Source organism: Mesorhizobium sp. B2-4-15 (assembly GCF_006658505.1).
Taxonomy (GTDB): domain Bacteria; phylum Pseudomonadota; class Alphaproteobacteria; order Rhizobiales; family Rhizobiaceae; genus Mesorhizobium.
Map to the genome: position 1 here is coordinate 98,128 of NZ_VFUZ01000019.1, position 26,492 is coordinate 124,619.

Genomic DNA, 26,492 nt, shown 5'->3' on the forward strand with positions numbered 1-26,492 from the left:
TCAGGCCGTTCAGGCCGACTTCTTCTTGTCGTCGTCTTCGTCGATTTCCTCGAAATCGGCATCGACCACATCGGAGTCCTTGGCGGCGTCCGCCTTGGCGTCGGCTTCCGCCGTTTCCTTTTGCGAGGCCTCGTACATGGCCTGGCCGAGCTTCATCGAAGCTTCGGCAAGGGTCTGGCTCTTGGCCTCGATATCGGCCGCGTCATCGCCTTCGGCCGCGGTCTTCAGGGCCGCGATCGCATCGGCGATCGCCGTGCGGTCGGCCTCCGAGACCTTGTCGCCATATTCCTTCAGCGACTTCTCGGAAGAGTGCACCAGCGCCTCGGCCTGGTTGCGGGCCTCGACGACGGCGCGACGCTTCTTGTCGGTCTCGGCATTGGCCTCGGCGTCCTTGACCATCTTCTCGATGTCGGCGTCCGACAGACCACCCGAAGCCTGGATGCGGATCTGGTGCTCCTTGCCGGTGCCCTTGTCCTTGGCCGAGACGTTGACGATGCCGTTGGCGTCGATGTCGAAGGTGACCTCGATCTGCGGCACGCCGCGCGGCGCCGGCGGAATGCCGACCAGGTCGAACTGGCCGAGCGCCTTGTTGTCGGCCGCCATTTCACGCTCGCCCTGGAAGACGCGGATGGTCACGGCCGACTGGCTGTCCTCGGCGGTCGAGAACACCTGGCTCTTCTTGGTCGGGATCGTCGTGTTGCGCTCGATCAGACGGGTGAACACGCCACCCAGCGTCTCGATGCCGAGCGACAGCGGCGTCACGTCGAGCAGCAGCACGTCCTTGACGTCGCCCTGCAGAACGCCGGCCTGGATGGCGGCGCCCAGAGCGACGACCTCATCGGGGTTGACGCCCTTGTGCGGCTCCTTGCCGAAGAACTGCTTCACGATCTCCTGGATCTTGGGCATGCGGGTCATGCCGCCGACCAGGACCACCTCGTCGATCTCGCCAGCCTTGAGGCCGGCATCCTTGAGCGCCGCCTTGCAGGGGTCGATAGTGCGCTGGACGAGGTCTTCGACCAGGCTTTCGAACTTGGCGCGCGTCAGCTTCAGCGTCAGGTGCTTCGGCCCGGTCGCGTCGGCGGTGATGAAGGGCAGGTTGATTTCGGTCTGCGTCGTCGACGACAGCTCGATCTTGGCCTTTTCAGCCGCTTCCTTGAGGCGCTGCAGGGCGAGCTTGTCGGCCCTCAGGTCGATGCCCTGCTCCTTCTTGAATTCGGCCGCCAGATACTCGACCAGGCGCATGTCGAAGTCTTCGCCGCCGAGGAAGGTGTCGCCATTGGTCGACTTCACCTCGAACACGCCGTCGCCGATTTCGAGCACCGAAATGTCGAACGTGCCGCCGCCGAGGTCATAGACGGCAATGGTCTTGCCCTCCTTCTTGTCGAGGCCGTAGGCGAGCGCTGCCGCGGTCGGCTCGTTGATGATGCGCAGCACTTCGAGGCCGGCGATCTTGCCGGCATCCTTGGTCGCCTGGCGCTGGGCATCGTTGAAATAGGCCGGAACGGTGATGACCGCCTTCTCGACCTTCTCGCCGAGATAGGCTTCCGCCGTCTCCTTCATCTTCTGCAGGATCATGGCCGAGATCTGCGAGGGCGACTGCTTCTTGCCGCCGGCCTCGACCCAGGCATCGCCGTTGTCGCCCTTGACGATCTTGTAGGGGACAAGCTTCTTGTCCTTCTCCGTCACCGGATCGTCATAGCGGCGGCCGATCAGGCGCTTGACCGCGAAGATGGTGTTTTCAGGATTGGTGACCGCCTGGCGCTTGGCCGGCTGGCCAACGAGACGTTCGCCGTCGCTCGAGATGGCGACGATGGAAGGCGTCGTGCGCGCGCCTTCAGCGTTCTCGATCACTTTCGGCTCCTTGCCGTCCATGATCGCGATGCACGAGTTGGTGGTGCCGAGATCGATACCGATTACTTTTGCCATTTTTCTAGTCTCTCCGCTAAGCAGGCTTTCAGGACCCGTAAGGCGTTCCGGCGAAAGCCCCTGTTCACAAGAAATCCCGTTCGGCAACCGGTATTCCGGCGCCGGACGGCTTGGCGCGTATATAAGAACAGCCAGCATCGGGCGCAAGCATTCTGCGCGAGGCTTCCATGAACCTTTCCACTCCGGCCTGCGACTGACGTCCAGGTGCCGCATGGCGCGGCCCGGAAAGGAAGCCCAATGACCAGCAATCCAGAGACTCCAGGGTCTCCGGGAACAACAGGAACTCGGCGCGGCCACCGCCTTCGGGACGGGGTCGATGCGCTGGGCTTTCAGCTGATTCCGTTGACCCTGCACAGGAGCAGGCGTATCGTGGAGATGAGGAAAGCAGACAATTCGATCAGGGAAGAACGTGCCGGAACGCCGCGCCTTGCCCTGGTTTGCGCGGTAACGCCGAATGTTTCTCCCGTGGCTAACGGGGGTAGCGCCATGTCTCGCGTCCGCGGCACGCTTGTGTCCTCTCTGAACAGCGGCGTGCGCGGTGCGGCGCGTGTTGGCGGCGGATTGCTGGCGCTGACATTCACCGCCAGCCTGTGGCTTGGCGGCGCCCAGGCGCAGGAGAGCCAGACCCGGATCATTTATCCCGGCTCGATGGCGGTCACCGGATTTTCCGGCACCATCATCCCCAATCTCGACTCTCCCGATTCCGAAAGCGGGGGCTTGCCGCCCGGCGTCGATCCCGTGGATGAAACCTTCATCGACACCACCCAAGCCACCTTGCGCGTGTTCGACGTCTCCCATCTTGGTGGGCCGGCTTCCGGTCAGCTCGTCTTCACGCCGCCGCCATTCGAGGTGACGGCGGGCCAGATCGGCCAGGTGTTCGGCCTCACCTACGACGACGGTGTGCGCGATGGCGTTCCGTCGGGCATTCCCAACCTCTATGCCGCCGCCACTTCGCTGCATGGCGTCGAGATCGTCACGCCGGACGCCGACAAGGACGGCAGGCCGGAGCGGCAGCGCCGCGGCAAGGCCGGCGCCACTTTCATGGACGGCCAGTTCGGCACCGAAAACGGTGGCGGACCGGGCACCATCTGGAAGATCGACGGCATCACCGGCCAGGTCTCCAAATTCGCCGATGTTGGCACCAACAGCGGTCCCAGTCTCGGCAACCTCACCTTCGATCCCAATCACCGTCAGTTCTTCGCTTCAGACCTCGACACCGGCCTGATCCATCGCATCGACGCCAACGGCAAGCTGATCGACACGTTCGACCATGGCGTTGCCGGGCGCCCGGCGCATGGCCTGGCTCCGGTCGCCGATGACGGTGCGGTGATGGACATACAGGGCGCGGCCTTTGACGCCGAAGACCCCGAGACCTGGGGCTACACACAGGACGGGCGCCGCGTCTGGGCCGTCTCCTATCATGGCGGCCGGCTCTACTATTCGGTCGGCGAAACGGCCGAGATCTGGTCGGTGGGCATTGCCCGCGACGGCACCTTTGCCGGCGACCCGCGCTGGGAACTGACGGTCAAGGCCGACAAGGACTACGCCGTCACCGACATCGCCTTCGACAACAGCGGCTTCATGTATCTCGCTCAGCGCGGCCCGGTCGAAAACCGTTATGATTACAGCCGCTTCGCTGATTCCGGCAAGGGCGAGGCGATCCGCTACTGGCGCGAAAATCCCGACGATCCGGCGACGGAATCGGCCTGGGTGCAAGTGCCGCAGGAATATGCCGTCGGTTTCCCGCAGGCCAACCGGCAATCGGCTGGCGGGCTCGACCTGCAGTATGGCTATGACGCCGACGGCAATCTCGACACCTCGGTCTGCACGCGGACGCTCGTGAACACCGGCGACAGATTGCGTGACAATCCAGCACTCGCCGAGAAGCTCGCCGCCGGCGGGCCGCTCGCCGTGCATGGCGTGCAGATCACGCCCAAGGACCTGGTCAAGCCGGCGAATGTGCCGCCCTTCGGCTCATGGTTCGTCGACTTCGACGGCTATTTCGAGGATCCCGAAGTGGAAGGCCATGTCGGCGATGTTGCCATCTGGCATCCCTGCGAGGGCCGCGCCGGCTATTATGAAGAAATCCCGGGCGGCTATCTGCCCCCCTTCTACCCGCCGGACTTCCCACCGCCCGGCAATCTGCCTCCCTGTCTCGATGTCGACGACGTCCAGTATTACTGCACGCCCTCAGGCCTCGAGGCCGATCTCTATCTCCGTGACCATGCCGGCTTCGGCGGCGATTCGATCAAGGTTCAGTCCAGGACGCCAGGCGTTGGGGTGACCACACCCATGTCGCATGCGCCAGGCAGGCCGTACACGATCGGCATCACCGGCCACAGTCCGGGCGACAGGGTCGATGTTGGGCTTTGCTTCTACAGGAGGTCCGACAAGGACAAGGGCGGCTACTATCCTTGCTGCAAGATGACCTTGCCGCTCCGCACGCCAGCCGTCAGCTGCGAACGTTGAGGAGGGAAAGATGACCATTCTTGCTCCTTCCCCGCTCGCGGCAAACCCTCAAAGAACCGTCATGGAGACGATCATGAAACCCCTGTCATATGCCAGGCGCGGTGCGCGCTGGCTGATGGCGGCCGGTATCGCGGTCGCTCTCGCGCCCGCACTGCCGGCTGTCGCCGCCCAGGACGTCCAGGCCGCCAGCCCGGATGTCCAGCCGCTGCAGTTCGACAATCCACGCATCATCAATCCTGAACCCGGACGCGTGGTCCCCTTCTTCACCAAGACGGGCGGCCAGCGCAGCTGCGACTACGTCTTCTACACCTTGACCTTCGGTCTGCGCGGCGATCCCCAGAGCTTTGCCAACCCGGGCCTCGCGGCCGCATTGAAGGCGGCAAAACTCGAATTCAAGGACCAGCTTCCACATGGCCTCTCGATCGTCGACGTGCAGGTCGCCGGCGACGGCACGGATGCCTCCGGCGGGCCCTTGCCCGGTGCCGTCATCAGCAATTCGGCCGGTCCCAACGATACGGCAACGGTTTCCGATTTCCGGTTTTCGGCTTCCGACCTCGATGGCTCGGGCGCGCTGAACGAACGCGTCATCACCTTCAGGATCACGGCCAAGATCGACCATGCGGCGTTCCCCGCGCCAACCGTGGTCGACAACCAGGGCCTGATCAAGGTCACCGTCGGCACCGGCACGGGCACCATCATCCCGTCGCAGGATCCGGGAAAGCCGGATGACGGCAACCTGCTGACCGGCGATAAGACCTCTGTCCGCATCGACGTCACCAAATGCGAACCGCCACCCCCACCCCCGACCGACCATGAATGCTTCAAGGTCGAGCGCGGCACGGTCGATTGCGTGCCCGGCGGCGGCGCCTTCATCTACCACATGCCGGTCGGCCCGGAGATGGGCGGCAAGTGGGTGCAGCTTTCGACGACGACACCAGGCATCGCCATCATCCCCGACACCCAGCAGGTGCCGGCAGGCGGCGGCATGCTCAACTGGAAGATCGTCGGCGCCTCACCCGGCGAGACGATCCACATCATCGTGACCGGCATCAACACCTATGCCGGGCCGAAAGAGGGCTGGGGGCTCTGCTGCACGCAGACCATCGACATCGTCATTCCGCCCGAGCTGAAATGCCCGCCCAGGGACAAAGAACCGGACCTGAAAGTGGAAAAACATGCCGATGTTCCGCGCTGCACGATGGCCGGCGGTTGCGACTTCACCATCCGGGTCACCAATGTCGGCACCGCGCCCTATAACGGCAAGATCGTGCTCGACGAGGTGACGCTGCCGGCCGGCTCGACGCTGAGTTCAGGGCCCAATCCGCCCTGGGTCTGCGTGCCCGGCACCACCCCGATGACATGCACCTATCCGGTGACCACGCTCAATCCGGGAGCCTTTGTCGACCTCACGCTCGGCTTCAAGCCGGCCGCGGGCTGGCAAGGCGGTGTCCTGCGCAACTGCGCCGCCTACAACTACGCGGCCAGCGGCAAGCCGCTGTTCGGCAGCCAGGCCAACGACCGCGGCTGCGCCTCGATCCCGATCTGCCGCCGTGGCGATCGTGACCGCGATTGCCAGCCGCCGGTCGAGAAGAAGGTCGACCTGATCCTGAAGAAGCGTGCCCGCTCGGAAGTCTGCACCGCCGATGGCGTCTGCAGCTTCGTCATCGACATCATCAACAATGGCTCCGCTACCTATAACGGGCCGCTGACGGTGATCGACAACTACCCCAGCGGCGCGCCCACATCCTCGACCTTCGGCCCGAGCCCGCCCTGGACTTGCGGTCCGAATGGTCCCGGCCAGTTCCGCTGCGACAATCCCGGTATCTCGCTGCCTCCGGGCGCCTCGACGCCGATCTTCGTCAAGGCGGTGGTGCCGGCCAGCTATCGCTCGGACATGATCGAGAACTGCGCCGAAGTGAAGCCCATCCCCGGCGAGGCCGATCTCACCAACAACAAGGCTTGCGCCAAGGAACGCATCCGCCATCCCAACGCTGGCCAGCCTGGCCTGCGCATCACCAAGGTGTGCAGCGGCTCGCTCGCCGGCGCAGCAGTGGTCTCCTGCCGCATCACCGTCACCAATGCCGGCACGGCTGCCCCCACCGGTCCGGTGCGGGTCAACGACGCCGCTACGTTGGTATCCGGCGGAGCGCCGGTCCAGATCCAGACCGTCACATCAGACGGCGCGGAATGGGCGTGCGGTCCGGTGCCCGCCAACACGCTGTCGTGCCAGCTTCCCGGTGCCGTCATGACACCCGGAACCTCCAGGCACTTCGACGTGACGGTTTCGGCCAATGGCGAGTTCGAGAACTGCGCGCGCGGCTCCTATGGCCCGGCGCAGGGCGAGGACGCCGTCTACCCGATCGGCCAGGCCTGCGCCAAGGGCGGTGGCTCCTCGACCATCCGCGTCGAAAAGACCGGCGACCGCGAATGCCGGCCCGGCCAGCCCTGCTCGTTCGACATCACCATATCGAACGATGGGACAAGCCCCTTCTCCGGTCCGGTCCGCATTGGCGATGCGATCGGCGTGGAAGGGCTTGGCCGGCTGGACGGCGTTGCGATCACTTCGATCGGCCCGCCCTTCGGCTGTTCGCCCGAACCGACGACCTTGCCTGCCTCCTGCATCGCCAACCTGACGCTCGGTGCCGGGGAAAGCCACACCCATCATGTCATCGTGGTCATCCCTGACGATGGGCATCTCGCCAATCTGCAGGGAAACGCCAACGGGCAGAACTGCGTCGGCGTTCTCTCCCCCGACACATGGGTGCAGGGCGGCGGTGATGTGCTGTCCGGCGACCAGACCAACCTGCAAGGCGAACGCGGCAAGGCCTATGCGTGCCACCCCTTCACCATCACCCATGAGGTGAAGAACCAGTGCTCGCCGGGCTTCGTCATGAACAATGCCGGCAGGTGCGTCTGCCCTGAAGGCACCACCTTCCGCAACGGCCAGTGCACTGGCGGCGGCACCAAGCTCCTGCCGCTTCCCCTGCCGCCGCCGCCACGCTGCGTGCTGCTCGAAGGCCAGATCCGCACCGAGGATGGACGCTGTGTCTGCCCGCGCGGCACGGAGCTGGAGAATGGCGTCTGCGTCAAGACGAGCAGGCCGAACTGCACGATACCTGGCTCGGTGCCGAGCCCGGATGGCAATGGCTGCACCTGCCCCGATGGTACGTATCTCAACAGACAGGCGAATGCGTGTGTGAGGGGCGGGCCGAAGCCGCAGCAATGCACCATCCGTGGCCAGATCCACGACGCCGAGGGTAATTGTGTCTGCCCGCAAGGGACCGAGGTGCGCAACGGTGCCTGCCGGCCGATCCGGCCGAAGCCCGACCGGTGCCGCATCCCCGGCCAGATCCGCAATGCCGATGGCGATTGCGTCTGCCCGCAGGGGACCGAGTTGCGCAACGGAACTTGCCGACCGGTCCGGCCGAAGCCAGACCAGTGCACGATCCGTGGTCAGGTCCACGACGCCGACGGCAACTGCGTCTGCCCGAGGGGTACCGAGGTGCAAGGCAACGCCTGCCGGCGCAAGCAGCCGCAACTGGAGCAGTGCGATATACGCGGCCAGGTCCACAACAAGCGCGGCGAGTGTGTCTGTCCGCGCGGCAGCGAGGTGATCAACGGCGCCTGCCGCGGGCAGCAGGTGGAATGCGCCCCGGGCTCGCAAATGATCAATGGCCAGTGCCAGCCGATCATCAGGCGGCGTTGCCCGGAAGGCACGGTCGGGCGGTATCCGAACTGCAGGCCGATGCGCGGACAGCCGTCCTTGGAGATCAACCCGGGACTGCTGCTGCAGGTACTGCCTCGGCGCATGCCTCAGGCCGAACAGGATCCGGTACCGAACAGAATGCTGAAACTGCAGCAGCAGTAGCCATCTGCTCGACGCCAGATCAGAGACCCGGCGGAGCAATCCGGCGGGTTTTCTTCATGGCCCGAGACAAGCAGGAACTGGCTGCAACATGATCGCAGACCCCGCACCGCCGCCCAAGCCTGTGGAGTCGCCGTGCCTGCACTCTCGACAAGTCAGCCGCCGCGCATTAGGCAGTCGATCGAGAGTGAGCGATATGAAAAGGGCGCCCGGAAAGGCCGCGAGATGAGCAAAAAAACCCTGATCGCCCCTTCGGTGCTGGCTTCGGACTTTTCGAGGCTCGGCGACGAGGTCGAGGCCGTGGCGGCGGCTGGCGCCGACTGGATCCACCTTGACGTGATGGACGGACATTTCGTGCCCAACATCACCTTCGGGCCGCCGGTGATCAAGGCGATCCGCGCCCGCACCAAGGCCTTTTTCGACTGCCACCTGATGATCGCGCCTGCCGATCCCTATCTCGCCGCCTTCGCCGAGGCCGGCTGCGACGGCATGACGGTGCATGCCGAGGCCGGGCCGCATCTCGACCGCTCATTGCAGACCATCAGGAATCTCGGCAAGAAGGCCGGTGTGTCGCTCAATCCGGCGACGCCGGAAAGTGCTGTCGAATATGTACTCGACCGGCTCGATCTGATCCTGATCATGACCGTCAATCCGGGCTTCGGTGGCCAGGCCTTCATCCCGGGGATCGTCGACAAGGTGAGACGGGTCAAGGCGCTGATCGGCGACCGGCCGATCCGCATCGAGATCGACGGCGGTGTTTCGCCGGAAACGGCCCCCTTGGTCACCGCCGCCGGCGCCGACGTGCTGGTCGCCGGCGCCGCCATCTTCAAGGGCGGCAGCGTCGAAGCCTATCGCGCCAATATCGAGGCGATTAGGGCAGCGGCCGACAAGGCCGCCGGCTGACGCGTCACGGGTTGCGCCGTTTAATTCCAGCAGGCCGGCGAGAGCCATTCCTGGAATGTGCATAGCGGTTTTCCGTCCGGAATTGCGTGGCACCAAGGCTTGGAGCGGGTCGACGCGTTCCATCAGACGCGGAACCGGCGCCAAGGGCTCGCGCGCGGGCACGATGGGTCGAGGGCCTGCTGCCGAATCGCCGGGCCGGACGGGAGGCATGGTTCGGCTGCATTGCCGGTGTCCTTTGCGCGCGGCAGAAAAGATGATCGCATGGGCACACAAGCACCAGATGATTCCGCGTGCATACAAACACGTTAATTTTCTACTGGTTGTAGAGCCGCACAAATTCGCGTGATCAGCAGCGGTTGGCGGTATATTTCTTTGTTCTTAAGTACAATAGCGCCATCCTCTGCTTGAGCGCCCGGAGGCCGGCGCTATATGGTACATGTACGGAAGGGGAAATGTTTTTCGGACTCGAATTGCCCAAGACAAGAGTTGGGGGACAAGGAGTCGCTTTTGACATATGGCGCTGCCACCCTGAACGACGACAGCACAGGATCCAAGAGCACGCTTGCCAGCACGGTCTATCATCAACTTCGTGACGATCTTCTCGCAGGCAACCTGGAAACCGAAAGCAAGCTACGGGTCGAGTGGGTTGTCTCCAGATATGGCGCCGGTGCCTCTCCGGTCCGTGAGGCCCTAAATCGCCTTGCCTCCGAAGGGCTGCTCGGCCGCCACGACCAGCGCGGTTTCTTTATCATGCCGATCAGCGCGGCGGAGCTCGAGGAGCTGACGCGCACCCGCTGCTGGCTCGAGGAACGGGCGCTTCGTGAATCCGTTGCCCATCGCACCGCCGAATGGGAAGAGCAGCTGGTGCTGGCGCTGCATCGCCTGGGGCGGGCGTCGCGTCTTTCGCCGCAGGATCTCTCCTCGCTCGATCCGGATTGGGAGAAGTTGCACCGAACCTTCCATCGGGTGCTGATCTCGGCCTGCCGGTCGCACTGGCTGGTGAGCTTCTGCGATCAGCTTTCCGATCACGCCTACCGCTATCGGCAAATGGCCAATGATGGCGAGAGCGTTCAGCGCGACGACTTCGCCGAACACCGGCTGATCGCCGAATGCGCGCTGGACGGCAATGCCGACGGTGCCGTTCAGGCCCTGATCGATCAGTACCAGCTGACCACGGCCATGTGCATGGAACGCTTCAAGCAAGCCGGGGATTCCAAGGCCGCCACCCCGACCCACCGCACCAGACGGTAACGGCCGGGTCCTTTCGGCGTCTCACCGCACATCGCCCGCGACCTTTGCCGCGATCCGGTTTGCCGGACCCGCGTTTGCGGTCTTGACGGCATGGCTGGGAAACGCGAACTCTTTGCCGCCGACGCATGCCTTTCCATGGGCAGGCCCGGCGCCGCCATTGCCCTCGCTGCAGGAAGACTTCATGAGCAATCATCTGTTCGACGCGTTCCGGTCCCGGATGCCGGCGCCCGATCGTTTGCTGATGGAAACCGACGATGGGCGATCGCTGACCTATGGCGACATGCTGGCGCGGTCGGCACAGCTCGCGCATGCGCTCCTGCAACTGGATGTCGAGCCCGGCGACCGCGTCGCCGTGCAGGTCGAGAAGAGCCCGGAGGCGGTGCTGCTCTATCTCGCCTGTGTGCGCGCCGGCGCCGTCTTCCTGCCGCTCAACACCGCCTATACGCTGACCGAGCTCGGCTATTTCTTCGAGGATGCCGCGCCGCGGGTCATTGTCTGCGATCCGGCGAAATCGGCTGACATCGCGCGCATGATCGAGCCATCCGGTGCCGTCGTCGTCACGCTCGACCGCAACGGCCAGGGATCGCTGACGGACCAGGCATCGCGACAATCGTCCGATTTCCATGACGTCCAGCGCGGCAAGGACGATCTCGCCGCGATCCTCTACACATCCGGAACGACGGGCCGTTCGAAAGGCGCCATGCTCAGCCACGGGAATCTCGCCTCGAACGCACGGGTGCTGGTCGAGCAATGGCGGTTCACATCAGGCGACGTGCTGATCCACGCGCTGCCGATCTTCCATACCCACGGCCTGTTCGTCGCCACCAACGTCATCCTGATGGCCGGCGCCTCGATGCTGTTCGAACAGAAATTCGACCCGATACGCATCGTCTCGCTGCTGCCGCGCGCCACGGCGCTGATGGGCGTGCCGACCTTCTACACCAGGCTGCTGCAGCAGGACGGGCTGGACCGCCAGGCAGCGAGGAACATCCGCCTGTTCGTGTCCGGCTCGGCGCCGCTGCTGGCCGAGACGCACAGGGCCTGGCGCGAGCGCACCGGCCACGCCATCCTCGAACGTTACGGCATGACCGAGACCAACATGAACACCTCCAACCCTTACGACGGCGAACGGCGCGCCGGCACGGTCGGCTTCCCCTTGCCTGGCACCGCGCTTCGTATAGCCGATCCCGACACCGCCAGGCCGCTTGCCCAGGGCGAGGTCGGCATGATCGAGGTGAAGGGTCCGAACGTGTTTTCCGGCTACTGGCGCATGCCGGAAAAGACCAAGGCGGAATTCCGCGCCGACGGTTTCTTCATCACCGGCGATCTCGGCATGGTCGATGCCGATGGCTATGTCCACATTGTCGGCCGCGGCAAGGACCTGATCATTTCCGGCGGCTACAACATCTACCCGAAGGAACTCGAGAGCGAGATCGACGCGCTCGACGGGGTCGCGGAAAGCGCGGTCATCGGCATTGCCCATCCCGACTTCGGCGAAGGCGTCACCGCGGTCGTGGTCCGGACGCCGGGGTCGCGGATCACCGGAGCCGAAATCCTTGGCGCCATCGCCGGGCGCCTGGCAAAATACAAGCACCCGAAGCGGGTGATCTTCGTCGACGAATTGCCGCGCAACACGATGGGCAAGGTGCAGAAGAATCTTTTGCGCGATGCCTACAAGGACCTATACGCATCCTGAAGCGCGTCACCGAAACCGCTTCACTTTTTCTGGGATCGCCAGGATAGCCGCACCTTACTTCCGGCACCGGAGCCCCACAAGGCACGCTGGAACAGGCTGCGTTTGCGATTGCGCGGCGCAAGGTCGATGTCGCTGACCAGTTTTGCGCCGTCCTTTCGCCGTTCCAGGGTGATCTTGCGGGTGTGGAAGGCTTCAAGCTCGGCGCGGTGCGCCACGCTGATGATGGTGACATCGGGCAATTCGTGGATCACCGTCTTCATCATCTGGTCCTGGCTCTTTTCGTCCAGCGCCGAGGTCGCCTCGTCCAGCACGACGATATCGGGCCTGTGCAGCAAGAGGCGCGCGAAGGCGACCCGCTGCCTTTCACCGCCAGACAAGGTCTGGTCCCATGGGGCTTCTTCCTCGAGCCGTTCGGCAAGGTAGCCCAGGCCAACCTTGCCGAGGGCGGCCTTGATCTGCTTTGTCGCCCAGTTGTCGGCGGCGGCGGGATAGGCGACCGCGCGGCGCAGCGTACCGGTCGGGATGTAGGGGCGCTGCGGCAGCATGAACAGCCGCCGGTCGGGGTGGAAATTGACGCTGCCGCTGCCCCATGGCCACAGGCCGGCGATCGCCCGCACCAGCGTCGACTTGCCCGAGCCGGATTCGCCGGACACCAGAACCCGCTCGCCCGGTTCGACCACCACCTCGGTTTCCTTGACCACGGAGGTGCCATCGTCGAGCGTCACGGAGAGATTGTCGAGGCTGAGCATCGCATCGCCCTTGGTCTCGCCGTGCTTGATGCGCCCCAGTTCGTCGTTCTGCTCGGCGCGCTCGAGCCCGTCGAGCGACATCATCAGCGAGGCGATGCGGTGGGCCGAGGCATTCCAGTCGGCAAGGCGCGGGTAGTTGTCGACCAGCCATCCGAAGGCGCCCTGCACGATGGCGAAGGCGGAAGCCGCCTGCATCACCTGCCCGAGCGACATTGAGCCTTCGAGGAATTTTGGCGCGCACAGCAGCACCGGCACGACAGGGGCGAACAGGCTCGAGCCCTGCGAGACCAGTGCGGTGCGCATATGCTGGCCGGTGAGCCGCGCCCATCGCTTCAGCACGCCGGCGAAAGTCTTGTCTATGCCGCTGTTCTCCTCTTCCTCGCCCCCCAGCAACGCGATGCTCTCGCCGTTCTCGCGCACACGCGTCAGCACATAGCGGAATTCGGCTTCGGCCTGGTTCTTCTCCTCCGACAGCCGCACGAAATTGCGGCCGATGATGAACATCGAGGTGGAGGTGATCGCGGCGTAGACCACTGCGGTGATGACGAGGAAGCCGGGCACGGTGATGGTCGAGCCGCCAAGCGAAAAACTCAGCGCCCCGCCGATCGTCCACAGCACCACGATGAAGGTCGAGGCTGACAGGAAGGCGGAAGTGACCCCGGCGACGAAATCGACGGGCGACTCGGTTGCGACGCGCAGATCCTCCGACAGGCGGGCCTCGGGGTTCTGGTGGTCGCCCTTGACGAGGTTGAGCTGGTAGTAGCGGCCGTGATCCAGCCAGCGCGCGATGACCGAAGTGGTCAGCCAGGAGCGCCAGCGGCGCTGCATCGTCATGCGCAGATAGACCTGCGCGACGACGAGGCCGATGCTGCCCGCCACGAGCGGCAGGAAAATGGCGCTGAGAAAGTATACCGTATGGGCTTGGCGCTGCTCGATGGCGTCGAAGATGGCGCGGTTCCAGACATTGATGCCGTATTGGAAGCCGACATTGACACCGATCAGGACCAGCAGCCCGATCGTCAGCGGCCAGGCGAGCCTGTCGCCGTGCCGTCCCCAATAGCCGCGCCCGCTGATCCAGAATCGCCTCAGCAGGTATTTCTTGCGCGCCTGAGCCGCCTCCTCGGGCGTTAGTTCCGGATCGGGTTCGACGGCATCCGGCGGTGGGGGCGCGGCGACGCCGACAACCTCGGACGCCGCTTCGGCGGTAGACACCTTCTTGTCACGGGGCTCTTTTTCGCGCGGCTTCTCTTCGCCCGTCCTCTCGTCGCGCGGCTTTTGGCGTCGTGGCTTTCCCCGACGCGGCTTCAAGGGCTCGCGCGGTTTGATGCCATCGGCCGGTTTGGATTTGGGTCTCGCCTCGGACATACGCCCGACAACGACCTCGAAATCAAAAGGTTTCATGGCGTTTGTTCGAGATGACAAATCCCGACAGCGCTTGTCATTCCCGGTACAGCAGCCCGGCGACATGGTCGGCGATCGCCAGGCTTGCCGTCAGGCCGGGGCTCTCTATGCCGAACAGATTGACGATCCGGCCCGCGCGATGATCGGACGGTCCCTGCACCACGAAGTCGGCGGCGGGTTGACCGGGGCCCGACAGCTTCGGCCTGATGCCGGCATAGGCCGGCTGCAGCGCGCCATCGCCAAGGGCGGGCCAATAGCGCCGGATCGCCTCGTAGAAGACGGCGCTTCGGCCCGGATCGACCGTGTAATCCACATGGTCGATCCACTCGACGTCGGGTCCGAAGCGCGCACTGCCGCCGAGATCGAGCGTCAGATGGACGCCAAGGCCACCTCCGGCCGGAAGCGGATAGATCAGCCGCGAAAAGGGCGACTGGCCTGGAAGGGCGAAATAATTCCCGCGCGCCAGCCACTGCCGGGGGATGAGATCCCTCGGGAAGCCATCGATCCGGCCGGCCACGGCCTGTGCGTCGAGGCCCGCGGCATTGATGAAGGCATCGGCCTTCAAGGCGAAGGTCTCGCCCTTGGCGTCGCGCGTGTCGATCCGGATCCCATCGGCCTCGATCGTGGCTCCGGCAACGGCGGTCAGGAAGGCGAAGGATGCGCCAGCCGCTTCGGCGTCGCCGCGCAGCGACAGCATCAGCGCGTGGCTGTCGACAATGCCTGTCGATGGCGACAGCAATGCGCCGGCGCATGTCAGCGCCGGTTCCAGGCTTTCGGCCTCGCCGCGCGTCAAAAGCTCGAGATCGTCCACCCCGCAGCGCCCCGCATTATCCTGGATCGCCCGCAATCCGTCAGTCTGGCCGGGCTCGCTGGCAACGATCAGCTTGCCGGTGCGGGCATGGGCGATGTTATGGTCGGCGCAGTAGGCGTAGAGCCGTCGGCGCCCTTCGACACAGAGCCGGGCCTTCAGGCTTCCCGGTGCATAATAAAGCCCGGCATGGATGACTTCGGAATTGCGCGAGCTGGTGACGGTGCCGATCGCGTCGGCCTGCTCGACCACCACCACCTCGCGGCCCGACAAGGCGAGCGCCCTGGCAACGGCAAGCCCGACCACGCCTGCTCCGGCGACGACACAATCGATTGTCTGCATGGCCTCGCCTTCAGCGGGAAGCGCCGGCCTCGAACACCTTGTCGCCGCCGATCCAGACGCTTCCTATGTCAAGATCGTCCGACAGCGCGACGATATCCGCCGCCGTGCCGTTGGCAAGGCGGCCAAGCCGATGCGACTGGCCGATCGCCTGCGCCGGGTACAGCGAGGCCATGCGCAAGGCTTGCGCGAGCTCGACACCGACGACGCCGTGCATGAAGCGCACGGCCGAGATCATGTCGAGGTCGGCGCCCGCCAGCGTCCCGTCGGCGAGCCGCAGGCTGCCGTCCTTGCGATAGATGGTCCGGCCATTGAGCGTGAACGAGGTCATGTCCGTGCCGATCGTCGCCATCGCGTCGGTAACCAGCACGATTCTGCCAGGCCCCTGCTTGGCATCGAGCGCGATCCTGATCGTCGCGGGATGGACATGGATGCCGTCGGCGATGAGCCCGGCGGACAATGTGTCGATGTCGATGGCCGCGCCCGCCAGCCCGGGCTCGCGGTTGCCGATCTGGCTCATCGCGTTGAACAGATGGGTGACCACGCTGGCGCCGGCTTCGGCAAAGGCCCTTGCCGTCGCATAACCGGTGTCCGAATGGCCGAGGCTGACGATGATGCCTGCCCCGGCCAATGCCGTAATGCGGGCCGGATCGACGGATTCCGGCGCGATCGTGGTGAGCAGCACCGGCAGCTTCTGCCGCGCCGCGATCAGCAACGCCTGGTCGGCGTCGGTCATCGGCCGGATCAGCGCCGGATCATGCGCGCCCTTGCGGGCGATCGACAGATGCGGGCCTTCCAGATGCAGGCCGAGAAAGCCCGGCACTTCTTGCCGTGCGGCCGCTTCGCCGGCGGCAATCGCGGCGGCGGTGATTGCTGGCGTGTCGGTGATCAGCGTCGGCAGCAGCGCCGTCGTGCCGAACGGCGCGTGCGCCCGGCAGATGGTTTCGATCGAGGCCACATCGGGGTGGTCGTTGAGCATGACGCCACCGCCGCCATTGACCTGGATGTCGACAAAGCCCGGCACCAGCATGCCGCCGCCAGTGTCGATGGTGCGGATATCGGCGGGCAGGGCGCCTTGGCGCAGGATGGATTCGACGAGACCGTCGCGCACGACAAGCGCCGCGCCTTCATGCCAGTCGTCGCCATCGAAAATGCGGGCGCCAGTCAAGGCAAAACGGTCGCTCATACGGTCTCCGTCACCTTGCGAAGATTGCGCGGCGTGTCCGGATCGAGGCCGCGATGACGGGCGAAAGCCTCCACGAACACGTAGAAGGAGACGATCAGCGTCAGTGGATCGGTCAGCGGGTGACCGGTGGCGACATGCGGCAGGCGCGTGGCGCTATTGGCAAGCGCGGAGGTGACGAACACCGGCGCTCCCTTGGCCGCCAGGCCGTCGGCGGCTTCGGCGATGGAGGGCTCGGACGCATCGCGCGCGGCCAGCGCCAGCACCGGAAAGTCGGGACCGATCAGCGCCAGCGGGCCATGCATGACTTCGGCCGCGCTATAGGCCTCGGCATGCATGCCGCAGGTCTCCTTGAATTTCAGCGCCGCCTCGTTGGCCATCGCCGCGGACGGGCCGCGGCCGAGAATGAACAGCGACTTCTGCTTCTCGATGGTCTCAGCCAACACGCTCATCCAGTCGCAGGCGATCGCGTCGCGGAAATGGTCCGGCAAGCGGGCAAGAGCCTTGAGAAGCGTTTCGTCGCCGGTGGAGTGCGCCATCAAGGCGAGGCCGGCGACGGCGGAATTGACGAAGGTCTTGGTTGCCGCGACGCTGCGCTCGGGCCCCGCCAGTATGTCGATCGCATAGTCCGAGGCGCGCGCCAGCGGCGAGTCGGCGGTGTTGGTGACGGCGATGGTCAGCGCGCCGCCGGCCCGTGCGGTTTCGGCCATGACGACGATGTCGGGGCTCTTGCCCGATTGCGAGATCGCCAGGCATGCCGCGCCGTCAAGCCTGAGCTTGCGGCCATAGATCGAAGCGATCGAGGGGCCGACCGAGGCGACGGCAAGGCCCGCGGTCAGTTCGACGGCATATTTCATGAAAGTGGCGGCATGGTCGGACGAGCCGCGCGCCACCGTGACGACGAAATGCGGGTCGCGTTCCCTGATGCCGCGCCCGGCTTCGGCGAGCACCGCGCCGGAACCGTCAAGCAGGCGGGCGACGGCTTGCGGGATCTCCTCGATCTCGCGCTGCATATGCGTGGGGTTGGAAATCATGGTCGGCCCTCTTCGCTAGGCCCTGTCAGCCGCAGTTCGGCGACGAAATCATAGGCGTCGCCCCGGTAGATGGAGCGGGTGAATTCGATCACCTTGCCGCTCGCCAGATAGGAAATACGCTCGATATGCAGGCCGGCAATGCCCGGCGGCACTTCGAGCAGCCGCGCGTCGCCGTCACCGAGATTGGCGGCCGAGATGCGCTGCACCGCCCGCACCGGCCTGTTGCCGGTCAATTCCAGTGCAGCATAGAGCGAGGAGCCTATCCCCGCCGGGTCGGGCAGCACGCTGGCCGACAGCGAGGCGCGTTCGATCGCCAGCGGCGTGTCGTTGGCGATGCGCAGGCGCGCCACGCGCGCCACCAGTTCGCTCGACGACAGGCCGAGCACCATCATCTCGTCGGGCGAAGGCGCGTAAAGGCCACGGTCGAGCCATGCCGAACGCACGGCCATGCCGCGCCGCGCCATGTCTTCGGTAAAGGAGGTCAGCCGCGACAGCGACTGCTCGACGCGCTCCATGCGCGGCGCCACGAAAGTGCCGGAACCGTGGCGCTGGACCAGAATGCCGCCCTTGACCAGATCCTGCACCGCCTTGCGCACGGTGACGCGGGAAATGTCGGCCTTGGTGGCGATGTCGCGCTCCGAAGGCAGCGCGTCGCCCGGCCCGATCAGGCCGCGGTTGACGGCGTCCTCGATGCTTTTCCTGAGCTGCAGGTAAAGCGGCGCGCCGCTTTGCGACGATTGCTTCAGCGCGGCGAAGATCTGGTCCGCGGCGTCGTTCATCGAGCCGCCTCCGTCCTGGCGAACAGGCGGGCCGCCATCTGCACCGCACCGCCCAGCGCGTCATCGAGCGGCTCTCTCAGCAGCGCCTTGTAGCGCGCCGACAGGCGCGGCGCGTAGAGCGGCGCCAGCCCGCCAAGCAGGCAGAGCGGCGCGTCGTCCGAAAGGCCGAGCGCGCCGAGCGAAGCCTCGACATCGCCGACCGCCTTGTCGACGATCCAGTTGGCGACGGCGTCGCCCTTCCCGGCATGTTCGAACACCTTGGGCGCGAAGCCGCCAAAATCGCCGGGCTTGGCGTTGGTGGTGAATTCGACGACGTCTTCGGGATTGTCGCGGAAGATGGCCATCATAGCGTCGATCAGCGGCGAGCGGTCGCGTACACCGTCATAGGCCAGCAGCGTCTGTTCCAGGAGGTCGCGGCCGATGCGGGCGCCGCTGCCCTGGTCGCCGACCTGGAAGCCCCAGCCGCCGATGGCGCGCGATTTGCCGTTCCTGCGTGCCATATAGGCGGTGCCGGTGCCCAGGATCGCCATCGCCCCGTCGCCAGAGCCGACGGCGCCCTCCAGCGCGATCTCCGCGTCGGTCTCGACGCGGCTGGTGCTGAATGGCAGGATCGCCTCAAGCTGTTGCCGGTAGGTGCCGACATTGGCGCCGGCAAGGCCGAGAATGGCTGGCGTCCGTGGGATCAGGTCCGGATCCTGGCCGGCGGCGATGAATGCCTGCCGCGCGGCTTCGACGATGTTCGACCGAGCGCCGGTGAGGTCGGTGCGGATGTTGGCGGCGCCGCTTTTGGCGCGGCCGACGACGGTGCCGTCCACTGTTGCAAGGGCGGCCCTGCAGCTGGTGCCGCCGCCATCGATACCGAGCACGAAATTCACGCGTTTTCTCCTCCTGGCGGATAATACCAATAAAATACCAATAGCCAAGGATTAATTTCCGTTTCAAAAAGATTAAGGCGTATTTTATTGAAAAACCTACACATTTCGCCGGCTCATCGAATTCCTGACCGGGAAGCCACTAATGCATGTGGACAAGTGGTATTTTTTTGGTATTGTTCCTGCATTGGAGGAGCAGGGATGGCCGAAACGCGCACCGAAGCGCTGCACAGGAATGCCGAAGGGCTGGATATCCAGGCCCCCGAAGCCATCCTTGTTTCGCTGGCGGATGCGCAGGTCGAAGCCGCGAAGGCGGTCCGAAACGCCATTCCCGCCATCGCCAAGGCGGCGGAGATCATCGCTGGCCGGTTGAGTGGCGGCGGCAAGCTCGCCTATGCCGCGGCCGGCAGTTCGGGCCTGATGGCGCTGGCCGACGCCTTGGAACTGCCTGGCACCTTCGGCATTCAGCGCGACCGCATCGCCATCCTGGTGGCTGGCGGCGACGAGGCTTTCAGGACGCTGGCCGGCGGGCCCGAGGATGATACCGAGGAGGCCGCGACCGCGGTCGCCAATGCCGGCATCGGCGCGGGTGATTGCCTGATCGCCCTTTCCGCCAGCGGCACGACGCCCTACGCGGTGCGGGCCATCGAGGAAGCCGCCCGCCGCGGTGCGGCGACCATCGGCATTGCCAACAATCGTGATTCAGCCCTGCTTCGCCAGGCCGGAACCGCCATCCTGCTCGAAACGCCGCCTGAGGTGATCGCCGGCTCGACGCGCATGGGTGCCGGCACCGCGCAGAAGATCGCCCTCAACATGCTGTCGACCTTGGCCGCCGTCCATCTCGGCCACGTCCATGACGGTTACATGGTCAATCTCACGGCCGACAACATCAAGCTGCGCGACCGCGCGGCGCGCATCGTCGCCGCCGTCAGCGGGCGCGACAGGGACGAAGCGGCCCGGCTGCTCGAAAGGAGCGGCGGCGCCGTCAAAACAGCCATTCTGCTCGCCGCCGGTGCCGACAGCGCCGATGCGGCGCAGAAGATACTGGAAGGGACCGGCCAGAAGCTGCGGCCAGCCCTTTCGGCGATCGAGGGGAGCAAGGGCTCCAAAGCCCAGGTTCTCATCAAAACCGAACCTGAAAAAGGTCAACAGGGAGACTGAGCATGACAACGAAACTACTGACGGCACTGCTTCTGGGCACCAGCATTCTCGGCTCGGCCGGATTGGCTCACGCCGAGGACGTAACGCTCAACATCGAGAGCTGGCGCGGCGACGACCTCTCCATCTGGAAGGACAAGCTGATCCCGGCCTTCGAAGCCAAGAACCCCGGCATCAAGGTGGTGTTCGCGCCATCGGCGCCGACCGAATATGACGCAGCCCTCGGCGCCAAGCTCGCCGCCGGCTCGGCGGGCGACCTGATCACCTGCCGCCCGTTCGACAAGTCGCTTGAATTGTTCAAGAAGGGCAACCTCGCCGACCTGTCCTCGCTGCCCGGCATGGATAATTTCTCCCCCGTCGCCAAGTCGGCCTGGCAGACCGACGACGGCAAGTCGAGCTTCTGCGTGCCGATGGCCTCGGTCATCCATGGCTTCATCTATAACAAGGACGCCTTCGACAAGCTCGGCATCAAGGTCCCAACGACCCGCGACGAGTTCTTCGCCGCCCTCGACAAGATCAAGGCCGACGGCACCTACATCCCGATGGCGATGGGCACCAAGGACCTCTGGGAAGCCGCGACCATGGGCTACCAGAACATCGGCCCCAACTACTGGAAGGGCGAGGACGGCCGCAAGGCGCTCATCAAGGGCGATCAGAAATTGACCGACAAGGACTGGGTCGCTCCCTACGAGGAACTGGCCAAGTGGAAGCCGTATCTCGGCGACGGCTTCGAGGCGCAGACCTATCCGGACAGCCAGAACCTGTTCACGCTCGGCCGCGCCGCCATTTACCCGGCCGGCTCGTGGGAGATCGGCCTGTTCAACACCCAGGCCCAGTTCAAGATGGGCGCCTTCCCGCCGCCGGTCGAAAAGGCTGGCGACACCTGCTACATCTCGGACCATACCGATATCGGCATGGGCCTGAATGCGGCTTCCAAGCACGCGGATGCGGCCAAGACCTTCCTGTCCTGGGTGGCATCGCCGGATTTCGCCACCATCTACGCCAACGCGCTGCCGGGCTTCTTCAGCCTGAACTCCTCGCCGGTGAAGATGCAGGATCCGCTGGCGCAGGAATTCGTCTCCTGGCGCGGCAAGTGCAAGTCGACGATCCGCTCGACCTACCAGATCCTGTCGCGCGGCACGCCGAACCTCGAGAACGAGACCTGGGTTGAATCGGCCAACGTCATCAACGGCACCGATACGCCCGAAGCCGCGGCCAAGAAGCTGCAGACCGGCCTCGACAGCTGGTATCATCCGGCGAAGTAAGAGCTCAGGCAGCGGAGCAGGGCCGTTCCAACTGGGCGGCCCTGCTGTTTCCGATAGCATCGACTGCGAACGACGGCGCCGCCCCTCATCCGCCTGCCGGCACCTTCTCCCCGTAGTGACGGGGAGAAGGGACGAGCCGCAACGCTGGCGACCCCCTCTCCCGCCCTTTATGGGGAGAGGGTAAGGGTGAGGGGCAGCGCTGCCGTCGAACGCATTGCCTAGAGCAATTCCAGGAAAAATGCGTAGCGGTTTTCCGTCCGGGATTGTGTAAGAACAAAGAGTTAGAGCCGGTTAACGATTCTATCAAACGCTGAACCGCTCTAGACCCTTGATCGGTGGGGACCGAACTCATGGCCGCGGAAATACGACCCAAAAGACCATTTCGCTGGCACATCGCCGTCTTCCTGGCGCCGGCCGTGCTCGTCTATACGGCGATCATGATCCTGCCGCTCGCCGGCACGCTGCAGCTGTCGCTGTTCCGTAATATCGAGCAGCACCAGGTCTTCGTCGGACTGGACAATTTCCGCACGCTGTTCGGCGACCCCAACTGGTCGGTGAATTTCTGGAATGCGCTGAGAAACAATGTCTGGTTCTTCATCATCCACATGCTGGTGCAGAATCCGATCGGCGTGCTGCTGGCTGCCCTCCTGTCCAGCCCAAGGCTCAGGTTCTCGGCCTTCTACCGCACGGCCATCTTCGTGCCGACCATCCTGTCCTTCGTCATCGTCGGCTTTGCCTGGAAGCTCATCCTGTCACCGCTGTGGGGCGTGGCGCCGCATCTCATGGATTTCGTCGGGCTGAAAAGCCTGTTCACGCCATGGCTCGGCAAGGAGCAATACGCGCTGACCGCGCTCAGCCTGGTTTCGGTGTGGCAATTCATCGGCATCCCGATGATGCTGATCTACGCCGCACTGCTGTCGATCCCCGACGAGGTGCTCGAGGCCGCCGAATGCGATGGGATTACCGGCATGTCGCAGTTCTGGAAGATCAAGCTGCCGCTGATCCTGCCGTCCATCGGTATCATTTCGATCCTCACCTTCGTCGGCAATTTCAACGCCTTCGACCTGATCTACACCGCGCAAGGGGCGCTCGCCGGGCCGAACTATTCGACCGATATTCTCGGCACCTTCCTCTACCGCGCCTTCTTCGGCTTTCAGTTGCAGGTCGGCGACCCCAACATGGGAGCGACAATCGCCACCATCATGTTCCTGATCATCCTCGGTGGTGTCTGCGTCTACCTGTTCCTTATCCAGACGCGCCTGCGTCGCTACCAGTTCTGAGGGGCATGAGATGAGCATCGCCACCCGTTCGCTGCCCCGCACCATCGGCGCTCATGCGATCCTGTTGACCTATACGGCGATCGCGTTGTTTCCGGTGATCCTGGTCATCATGAATTCGTTCAAGTCGCGCGCCGGCATTTTCGGCGCGCCGCTGACGCCGCCGACGCCGAAGACCTTCGACCTGATTGGCTACACCACGGTGATCGGTCAGGGTGACTTCTTCCACTATTTCCAGAACAGCCTCGTCGTCACTGTCGGGTCATTGTTCTTCGTCCTGCTGTTCGGCGCCATGGCCGCCTTCGCCCTCTCGGAATACCGCTTTCGCGGCAACACGCTGATGGGGCTCTACCTGGCGCTCGGCATCATGATCCCGATCCGGCTTGCCACCGTCGCCATCCTGCAATTGATGGTGGCGAGCGGACTGGTCAACACGCTGACGGCGCTGATCCTGGTCTACACCGCGCAAGGCCTGCCGCTGGCTGTCTTCATCCTGTCCGAATTCATGAAGCAGGTGTCCGACGATCTGAAGAATGCCGGCCGCATCGACGGCCTGTCGGAATACACCATCTTCTTCCGCCTGGTGGTGCCGCTGGTCCGGCCGTCGATGGCGACGGTCGCCGTCTTCACCATGATTCCGATCTGGAACGATCTCTGGTTCCCGCTGATCCTGGCGCCATCGGAAGAGACCAAGACGGTAACGCTCGGCGCCCAGCTTTTCCTCGGCCAGTTCGTCACCAACTGGAACGCCATCCTGGCGGCGCTGTCGCTGGCGATCCTGCCGGTGCTGATCCTCTACGTCATCTTCTCGCGGCAGCTGATCCGCGGCATTACTTCCGGAGCCGTCAAGTGAGCGAGGGCCGAGACATTATCGTCCAAGCCCCGGCCGAGACGGCAAGCCGATATGGATTTCGAGGCTCTCGCGCCACGAACTACTACCGGGAATGGCCGGAGACGATCTGCTTGCTGAACCTCCAGAAATCCGCCTGGGGACCCCAGTTCTATCTCAACGCCGCTGTCTGGTTCACGCGGTTCGGGCCCGAGCGCCGGCCGAAAGAACACCAATGCCACGTCCGTTGGCGAGTGGATTCGCAAATGGGCGACGAGCGGTCAAAGACGTTAATGCAAGCTCTCAACCTGGAGTATCCATTGCCGGATAATCAAAGGCTTTCAGCGATCAAGGAGGGGGTCGATGCCCATGGTTTTGGGCTTTTGTCCCGCTGTGACAGCGAGGAAGCGGCTTTGCGGGTCGCGAATGAATGCGAGCCTCGCGTGATGGTATTGCTCATGGCCCGCGCACAAGAAAAGGCAAATTGATCCAATGACTGCACCCCTTCGCGTCGTCGTCGCCGGCCTCGGCAATATGGGCCGCAGCCACGCACTCGCCTACCATACCAATCCCGGTTTTCAGATCGCCGCACTGATCAACCGCTCCGACGTGCCACTGCCGGACGGGCTGTCGGGCTATGGCATCCGGCGGTCCTTCGATGACGCACTGCGTGACGAGAAGCCTGACGTCGCCTGCATCGCTACCTATTCGGACAGCCATGCCGACTATGCGGTGAAGGCGTTCGAGGCCGGTTGTCATGTCTTCATCGAAAAGCCGTTGGCAACGACGGTGGCAGACGCCAGGCGCGTCGTCGCGGCCGCCAAGGCCAACGGCAAGAAACTGGTGATCGGCTACATCCTGCGCCATCACCCATCCTGGATCCGGCTGATCGCCGAGGCGCGCAAGCTCGGCGGCCCTTACGTCTTCCGCATGAACCTCAACCAGCAATCCTCTGGCCATACCTGGGAGACGCACAAGCAATTGATGCAGACGACCTCGCCGATCGTCGACTGCGGCGTCCACTATCTCGACGTCATGCTGCAGATCACCGACGCCAGGCCGGTCGAGGTGCGCGGCATGGGCGTGCGGCTGACGCAAGAGGTCGCGCCGTCGATGTACAATTACGGCCATCTGCAGGTGCTGTTCGACGACGGGTCGGTCGGCTGGTACGAGGCCGGCTGGGGTCCTATGATTTCCGAGACGGCCTTCTTCGTGAAGGACGTCATCTCGCCGAACGGCTGCGTCTCGATCGTCATGAAGGAGGGCGTGAAGTCCGACGACATCGACACCCACACCAAGACCTCGACCATTCGCCTGCATAGCGCGGCGACCGGACCGGACGGCAAATTCGCCAGGCCGGACGAGATGTTGTCGATGGCGGGCGAACCCGGTCATCAGGATCTCTGCGATCTCGAACAGGCTTTCGTGCTGAAGGCTATCCGCGAAGATTTGGACCTGACCCGCCATATGGACGACGCGGTCAAGTCGCTCGCCGTCTGCCTTGCCGCCGACGAGAGCGTACGCGGCGGGAAGGCGGTGAGGCTTTGACATACGGATCGCCATCGACGATCGCGCGTAGCGCCCTGGCGCCTGCTTACGAATTTGGAGGATCGCCGTGGGCTCGCTGAAGATCGAAAATGTGAAGAAGGCATTTGGGCCGGTCGAGGTGCTGAAAGGTATCGATCTGGAAGTGACGGATGGTGAATTCGTCGTCTTCGTCGGTCCCTCCGGCTGCGGCAAGTCGACCTTGCTACGGGTCATTGCAGGCCTGGAGGATTCGACCTCGGGCGGTGTGCTGATCGATGGCGAGGACGTCTCCGTCACGCCGCCCGCGAAACGCGGCATCGCCATGGTGTTCCAGACCTACGCGCTCTATCCGCATCTGACGGTGAAGAACAATATGGGCCTTGGGCTCAAGCAGGCGAGCACGCCGGCCGCCGAGATCGACCGCCGCATCGGCATCGCCTCCTCCATGTTGTCGCTGGAACCCTATCTCGAAAGGCGGCCGGCCGAACTCTCCGGTGGCCAGCGCCAGCGCGTCGCCATCGGCCGCGCCGTGGTGCGTGAGCCCAAGCTGTTCCTGTTCGACGAGCCGCTGTCGAACCTCGACGCGGCGCTCCGCGTCAACACCCGGCTGGAAATTGCACAGCTGCACCGCCGGCTGAAGGCGACGATGATCTATGTCACCCACGATCAGGTCGAGGCGATGACGCTGGCCGACAAGATCGTGGTGCTCAATGCCGGCCGGATCGAGCAGATCGGCGGCCCGATGGAGCTGTATAATTCGCCGGCAAACGAATTCGTCGCCGGCTTCATCGGCTCGCCTAAGATGAACTTCATCGACGGCGCCAGGCTTGGCGAGAGGGCCAAGACGATCGGCGTGCGGCCCGAACATCTGACGGTCGATCCGAAATCAGGCGCCTGGAAGGGCACGGTGGTGCACGCCGAGCATCTCGGCGCCGACACCAACCTTTATCTCGATTGCGAAAAGGCCGGGCTGATCACCGTGCGGATATTCGGTGTGTATGACGCCGAACCGGGTGCGACGCTCTATGCGACGCCGGATCCGGCCAAGACCTATCGGTTTGGAGCGGATGGGACGACGATAAAGTAGAGCCTGACCTTCTCCCCTTGTGGGAGAAGGTGGATCGGCGCGCAGCGCCGAGACGGATGAGGGGTGTTGGAAGA

The 26,492-nt window shown here is 64.5% G+C and carries 19 protein-coding genes; 12 read left to right on the forward strand and 7 right to left on the reverse strand.

The window, feature by feature from the left end; translation table 11 throughout:
- Window positions 1–9: 9 nt before the first annotated feature.
- Window positions 10–1,926, reverse strand: coding sequence for a molecular chaperone DnaK (gene dnaK, locus FJ930_RS21595; protein WP_141840023.1), 1,917 nt, complete (start codon window positions 1,924–1,926; stop codon window positions 10–12).
- Between the two features lie 486 nt (window positions 1,927–2,412).
- Between dnaK and FJ930_RS21600 the strand changes: the two genes are divergently transcribed.
- The 5 genes from FJ930_RS21600 to FJ930_RS21620 all read left to right on the forward strand — a co-directional run bounded on the left by FJ930_RS21600 (window position 2,413) and on the right by FJ930_RS21620 (window position 12,110).
- A complete protein-coding gene (locus tag FJ930_RS21600; protein WP_141840024.1) occupies window positions 2,413–4,395 on the forward strand; it encodes a hypothetical protein in 1,983 nt (660 codons plus the stop codon).
- A gap of 10 nt (window positions 4,396–4,405) precedes the next feature.
- Window positions 4,406–8,263, forward strand: a complete 3,858-nt coding sequence (locus tag FJ930_RS21605; RefSeq protein WP_141840025.1) for a hypothetical protein — start codon at window positions 4,406–4,408, stop codon at window positions 8,261–8,263.
- A gap of 222 nt (window positions 8,264–8,485) precedes the next feature.
- A complete protein-coding gene (rpe, locus tag FJ930_RS21610) occupies window positions 8,486–9,163 on the forward strand; it encodes a ribulose-phosphate 3-epimerase (RefSeq protein ID WP_140746898.1) in 678 nt (225 codons plus the stop codon).
- Between the two features lie 507 nt (window positions 9,164–9,670).
- Window positions 9,671–10,414 carry a GntR family transcriptional regulator gene (locus tag FJ930_RS21615; RefSeq protein WP_141840026.1) on the forward strand — a complete coding sequence of 248 codons (744 nt, stop codon included), beginning with the start codon at window positions 9,671–9,673 and terminating at the stop codon, window positions 10,412–10,414.
- 181 nt (window positions 10,415–10,595) lie between these two features.
- A complete protein-coding gene (locus FJ930_RS21620) occupies window positions 10,596–12,110 on the forward strand; it encodes a malonyl-CoA synthase (RefSeq protein WP_141840027.1) in 1,515 nt (504 codons plus the stop codon).
- Between the two features lie 20 nt (window positions 12,111–12,130).
- Here the strand turns inward: FJ930_RS21620 and FJ930_RS21625 are convergent, their stop codons facing one another.
- The 6 genes from FJ930_RS21625 to FJ930_RS21650 form a co-directional block, all read right to left on the reverse strand.
- Window positions 12,131–14,224, reverse strand: a complete 2,094-nt coding sequence (locus tag FJ930_RS21625) for an ABC transporter ATP-binding protein/permease (RefSeq protein WP_141840041.1) — start codon at window positions 14,222–14,224, stop codon at window positions 12,131–12,133.
- Window positions 14,225–14,297: 73 nt separating this feature from the next.
- Entirely contained in the window at window positions 14,298–15,410 is a 1,113-nt protein-coding gene (locus FJ930_RS21630; RefSeq protein ID WP_141840028.1) for an NAD(P)/FAD-dependent oxidoreductase, read from the reverse strand.
- Window positions 15,411–15,420: 10 nt separating this feature from the next.
- Window positions 15,421–16,593 (reverse strand): N-acetylglucosamine-6-phosphate deacetylase, encoded by a 1,173-nt coding sequence (gene nagA, locus FJ930_RS21635; protein WP_141840029.1) that lies wholly within the window; start codon window positions 16,591–16,593, stop codon window positions 15,421–15,423.
- Window positions 16,590–17,624, reverse strand: a complete 1,035-nt coding sequence (locus tag FJ930_RS21640; RefSeq protein ID WP_141840030.1) for an SIS domain-containing protein — start codon at window positions 17,622–17,624, stop codon at window positions 16,590–16,592. Before FJ930_RS21640 ends, nagA begins: the two co-directional genes overlap by 4 nt.
- A complete protein-coding gene (locus FJ930_RS21645) occupies window positions 17,621–18,403 on the reverse strand; it encodes a GntR family transcriptional regulator (RefSeq protein ID WP_140612565.1) in 783 nt (260 codons plus the stop codon). The genes FJ930_RS21640 and FJ930_RS21645 overlap by 4 nt, the downstream gene beginning before the upstream one ends.
- The gene (locus tag FJ930_RS21650) at window positions 18,400–19,278 is read right to left on the reverse strand and encodes an N-acetylglucosamine kinase (protein WP_141840031.1); all 879 of its coding nucleotides are present in this window, start codon (window positions 19,276–19,278) and stop codon (window positions 18,400–18,402) included. The genes FJ930_RS21645 and FJ930_RS21650 overlap by 4 nt, the downstream gene beginning before the upstream one ends.
- Before the next feature lie 198 nt (window positions 19,279–19,476).
- Here FJ930_RS21650 and FJ930_RS21655 point away from each other — a divergent pair, with 198 nt between their 5' ends.
- The 7 genes from FJ930_RS21655 (at window position 19,477) to FJ930_RS21685 (ending at window position 26,418) form a co-directional block, all read left to right on the forward strand.
- Window positions 19,477–20,436: an N-acetylmuramic acid 6-phosphate etherase gene (locus tag FJ930_RS21655; protein WP_141840032.1), complete on the forward strand. Its 960-nt coding sequence runs from the start codon at window positions 19,477–19,479 to the stop codon at window positions 20,434–20,436.
- Window positions 20,437–20,438: 2 nt separating this feature from the next.
- Window positions 20,439–21,698, forward strand: coding sequence for an ABC transporter substrate-binding protein (locus FJ930_RS21660; RefSeq protein WP_140746922.1), 1,260 nt, complete (start codon window positions 20,439–20,441; stop codon window positions 21,696–21,698).
- A gap of 350 nt (window positions 21,699–22,048) precedes the next feature.
- The gene (locus tag FJ930_RS21665) at window positions 22,049–22,978 is read left to right on the forward strand and encodes a sugar ABC transporter permease (RefSeq protein ID WP_140612555.1); all 930 of its coding nucleotides are present in this window, start codon (window positions 22,049–22,051) and stop codon (window positions 22,976–22,978) included.
- Between the two features lie 10 nt (window positions 22,979–22,988).
- Window positions 22,989–23,828, forward strand: a complete 840-nt coding sequence (locus FJ930_RS21670) for a carbohydrate ABC transporter permease (RefSeq protein ID WP_141840033.1) — start codon at window positions 22,989–22,991, stop codon at window positions 23,826–23,828.
- Window positions 23,825–24,292 carry a DUF4304 domain-containing protein gene (locus tag FJ930_RS21675; protein WP_141840034.1) on the forward strand — a complete coding sequence of 156 codons (468 nt, stop codon included), beginning with the start codon at window positions 23,825–23,827 and terminating at the stop codon, window positions 24,290–24,292. The genes FJ930_RS21670 and FJ930_RS21675 overlap by 4 nt, the downstream gene beginning before the upstream one ends.
- Before the next feature lie 4 nt (window positions 24,293–24,296).
- Complete coding sequence (locus FJ930_RS21680) at window positions 24,297–25,352, forward strand: Gfo/Idh/MocA family oxidoreductase (RefSeq protein WP_141840035.1); 1,056 nt, start codon at window positions 24,297–24,299, stop codon at window positions 25,350–25,352.
- 67 nt (window positions 25,353–25,419) lie between these two features.
- A complete protein-coding gene (locus tag FJ930_RS21685) occupies window positions 25,420–26,418 on the forward strand; it encodes an ABC transporter ATP-binding protein (RefSeq protein WP_141840036.1) in 999 nt (332 codons plus the stop codon).
- Window positions 26,419–26,492 lie beyond the last annotated feature (74 nt).

Bases quoted from the DNA above. Each gene is read 5' to 3' on its own strand.
- dnaK (WP_141840023.1), bottom strand. From the start codon at position 1,926: ATGGCAAAAGTAATCGGTATCGATCTCGGCACCACCAACTCGTGCATC.
- FJ930_RS21600 (WP_141840024.1), top strand. From the start codon at position 2,413: ATGTCTCGCGTCCGCGGCACGCTTGTGTCCTCTCTGAACAGCGGCGTG.
- FJ930_RS21605 (WP_141840025.1), top strand. From the start codon at position 4,406: ATGACCATTCTTGCTCCTTCCCCGCTCGCGGCAAACCCTCAAAGAACC.
- rpe (WP_140746898.1), top strand. From the start codon at position 8,486: ATGAGCAAAAAAACCCTGATCGCCCCTTCGGTGCTGGCTTCGGACTTT.
- FJ930_RS21620 (WP_141840027.1), top strand. From the start codon at position 10,596: ATGAGCAATCATCTGTTCGACGCGTTCCGGTCCCGGATGCCGGCGCCC.
- FJ930_RS21625 (WP_141840041.1), bottom strand. From the start codon at position 14,224: ATGTCCGAGGCGAGACCCAAATCCAAACCGGCCGATGGCATCAAACCG.
- FJ930_RS21630 (WP_141840028.1), bottom strand. From the start codon at position 15,410: ATGCAGACAATCGATTGTGTCGTCGCCGGAGCAGGCGTGGTCGGGCTT.
- nagA (WP_141840029.1), bottom strand. From the start codon at position 16,593: ATGAGCGACCGTTTTGCCTTGACTGGCGCCCGCATTTTCGATGGCGAC.
- FJ930_RS21640 (WP_141840030.1), bottom strand. From the start codon at position 17,624: ATGATTTCCAACCCCACGCATATGCAGCGCGAGATCGAGGAGATCCCG.
- FJ930_RS21645 (WP_140612565.1), bottom strand. From the start codon at position 18,403: ATGAACGACGCCGCGGACCAGATCTTCGCCGCGCTGAAGCAATCGTCG.
- FJ930_RS21655 (WP_141840032.1), top strand. From the start codon at position 19,477: ATGGCCGAAACGCGCACCGAAGCGCTGCACAGGAATGCCGAAGGGCTG.
- FJ930_RS21660 (WP_140746922.1), top strand. From the start codon at position 20,439: ATGACAACGAAACTACTGACGGCACTGCTTCTGGGCACCAGCATTCTC.
- FJ930_RS21665 (WP_140612555.1), top strand. From the start codon at position 22,049: ATGGCCGCGGAAATACGACCCAAAAGACCATTTCGCTGGCACATCGCC.
- FJ930_RS21670 (WP_141840033.1), top strand. From the start codon at position 22,989: ATGAGCATCGCCACCCGTTCGCTGCCCCGCACCATCGGCGCTCATGCG.
- FJ930_RS21680 (WP_141840035.1), top strand. From the start codon at position 24,297: ATGACTGCACCCCTTCGCGTCGTCGTCGCCGGCCTCGGCAATATGGGC.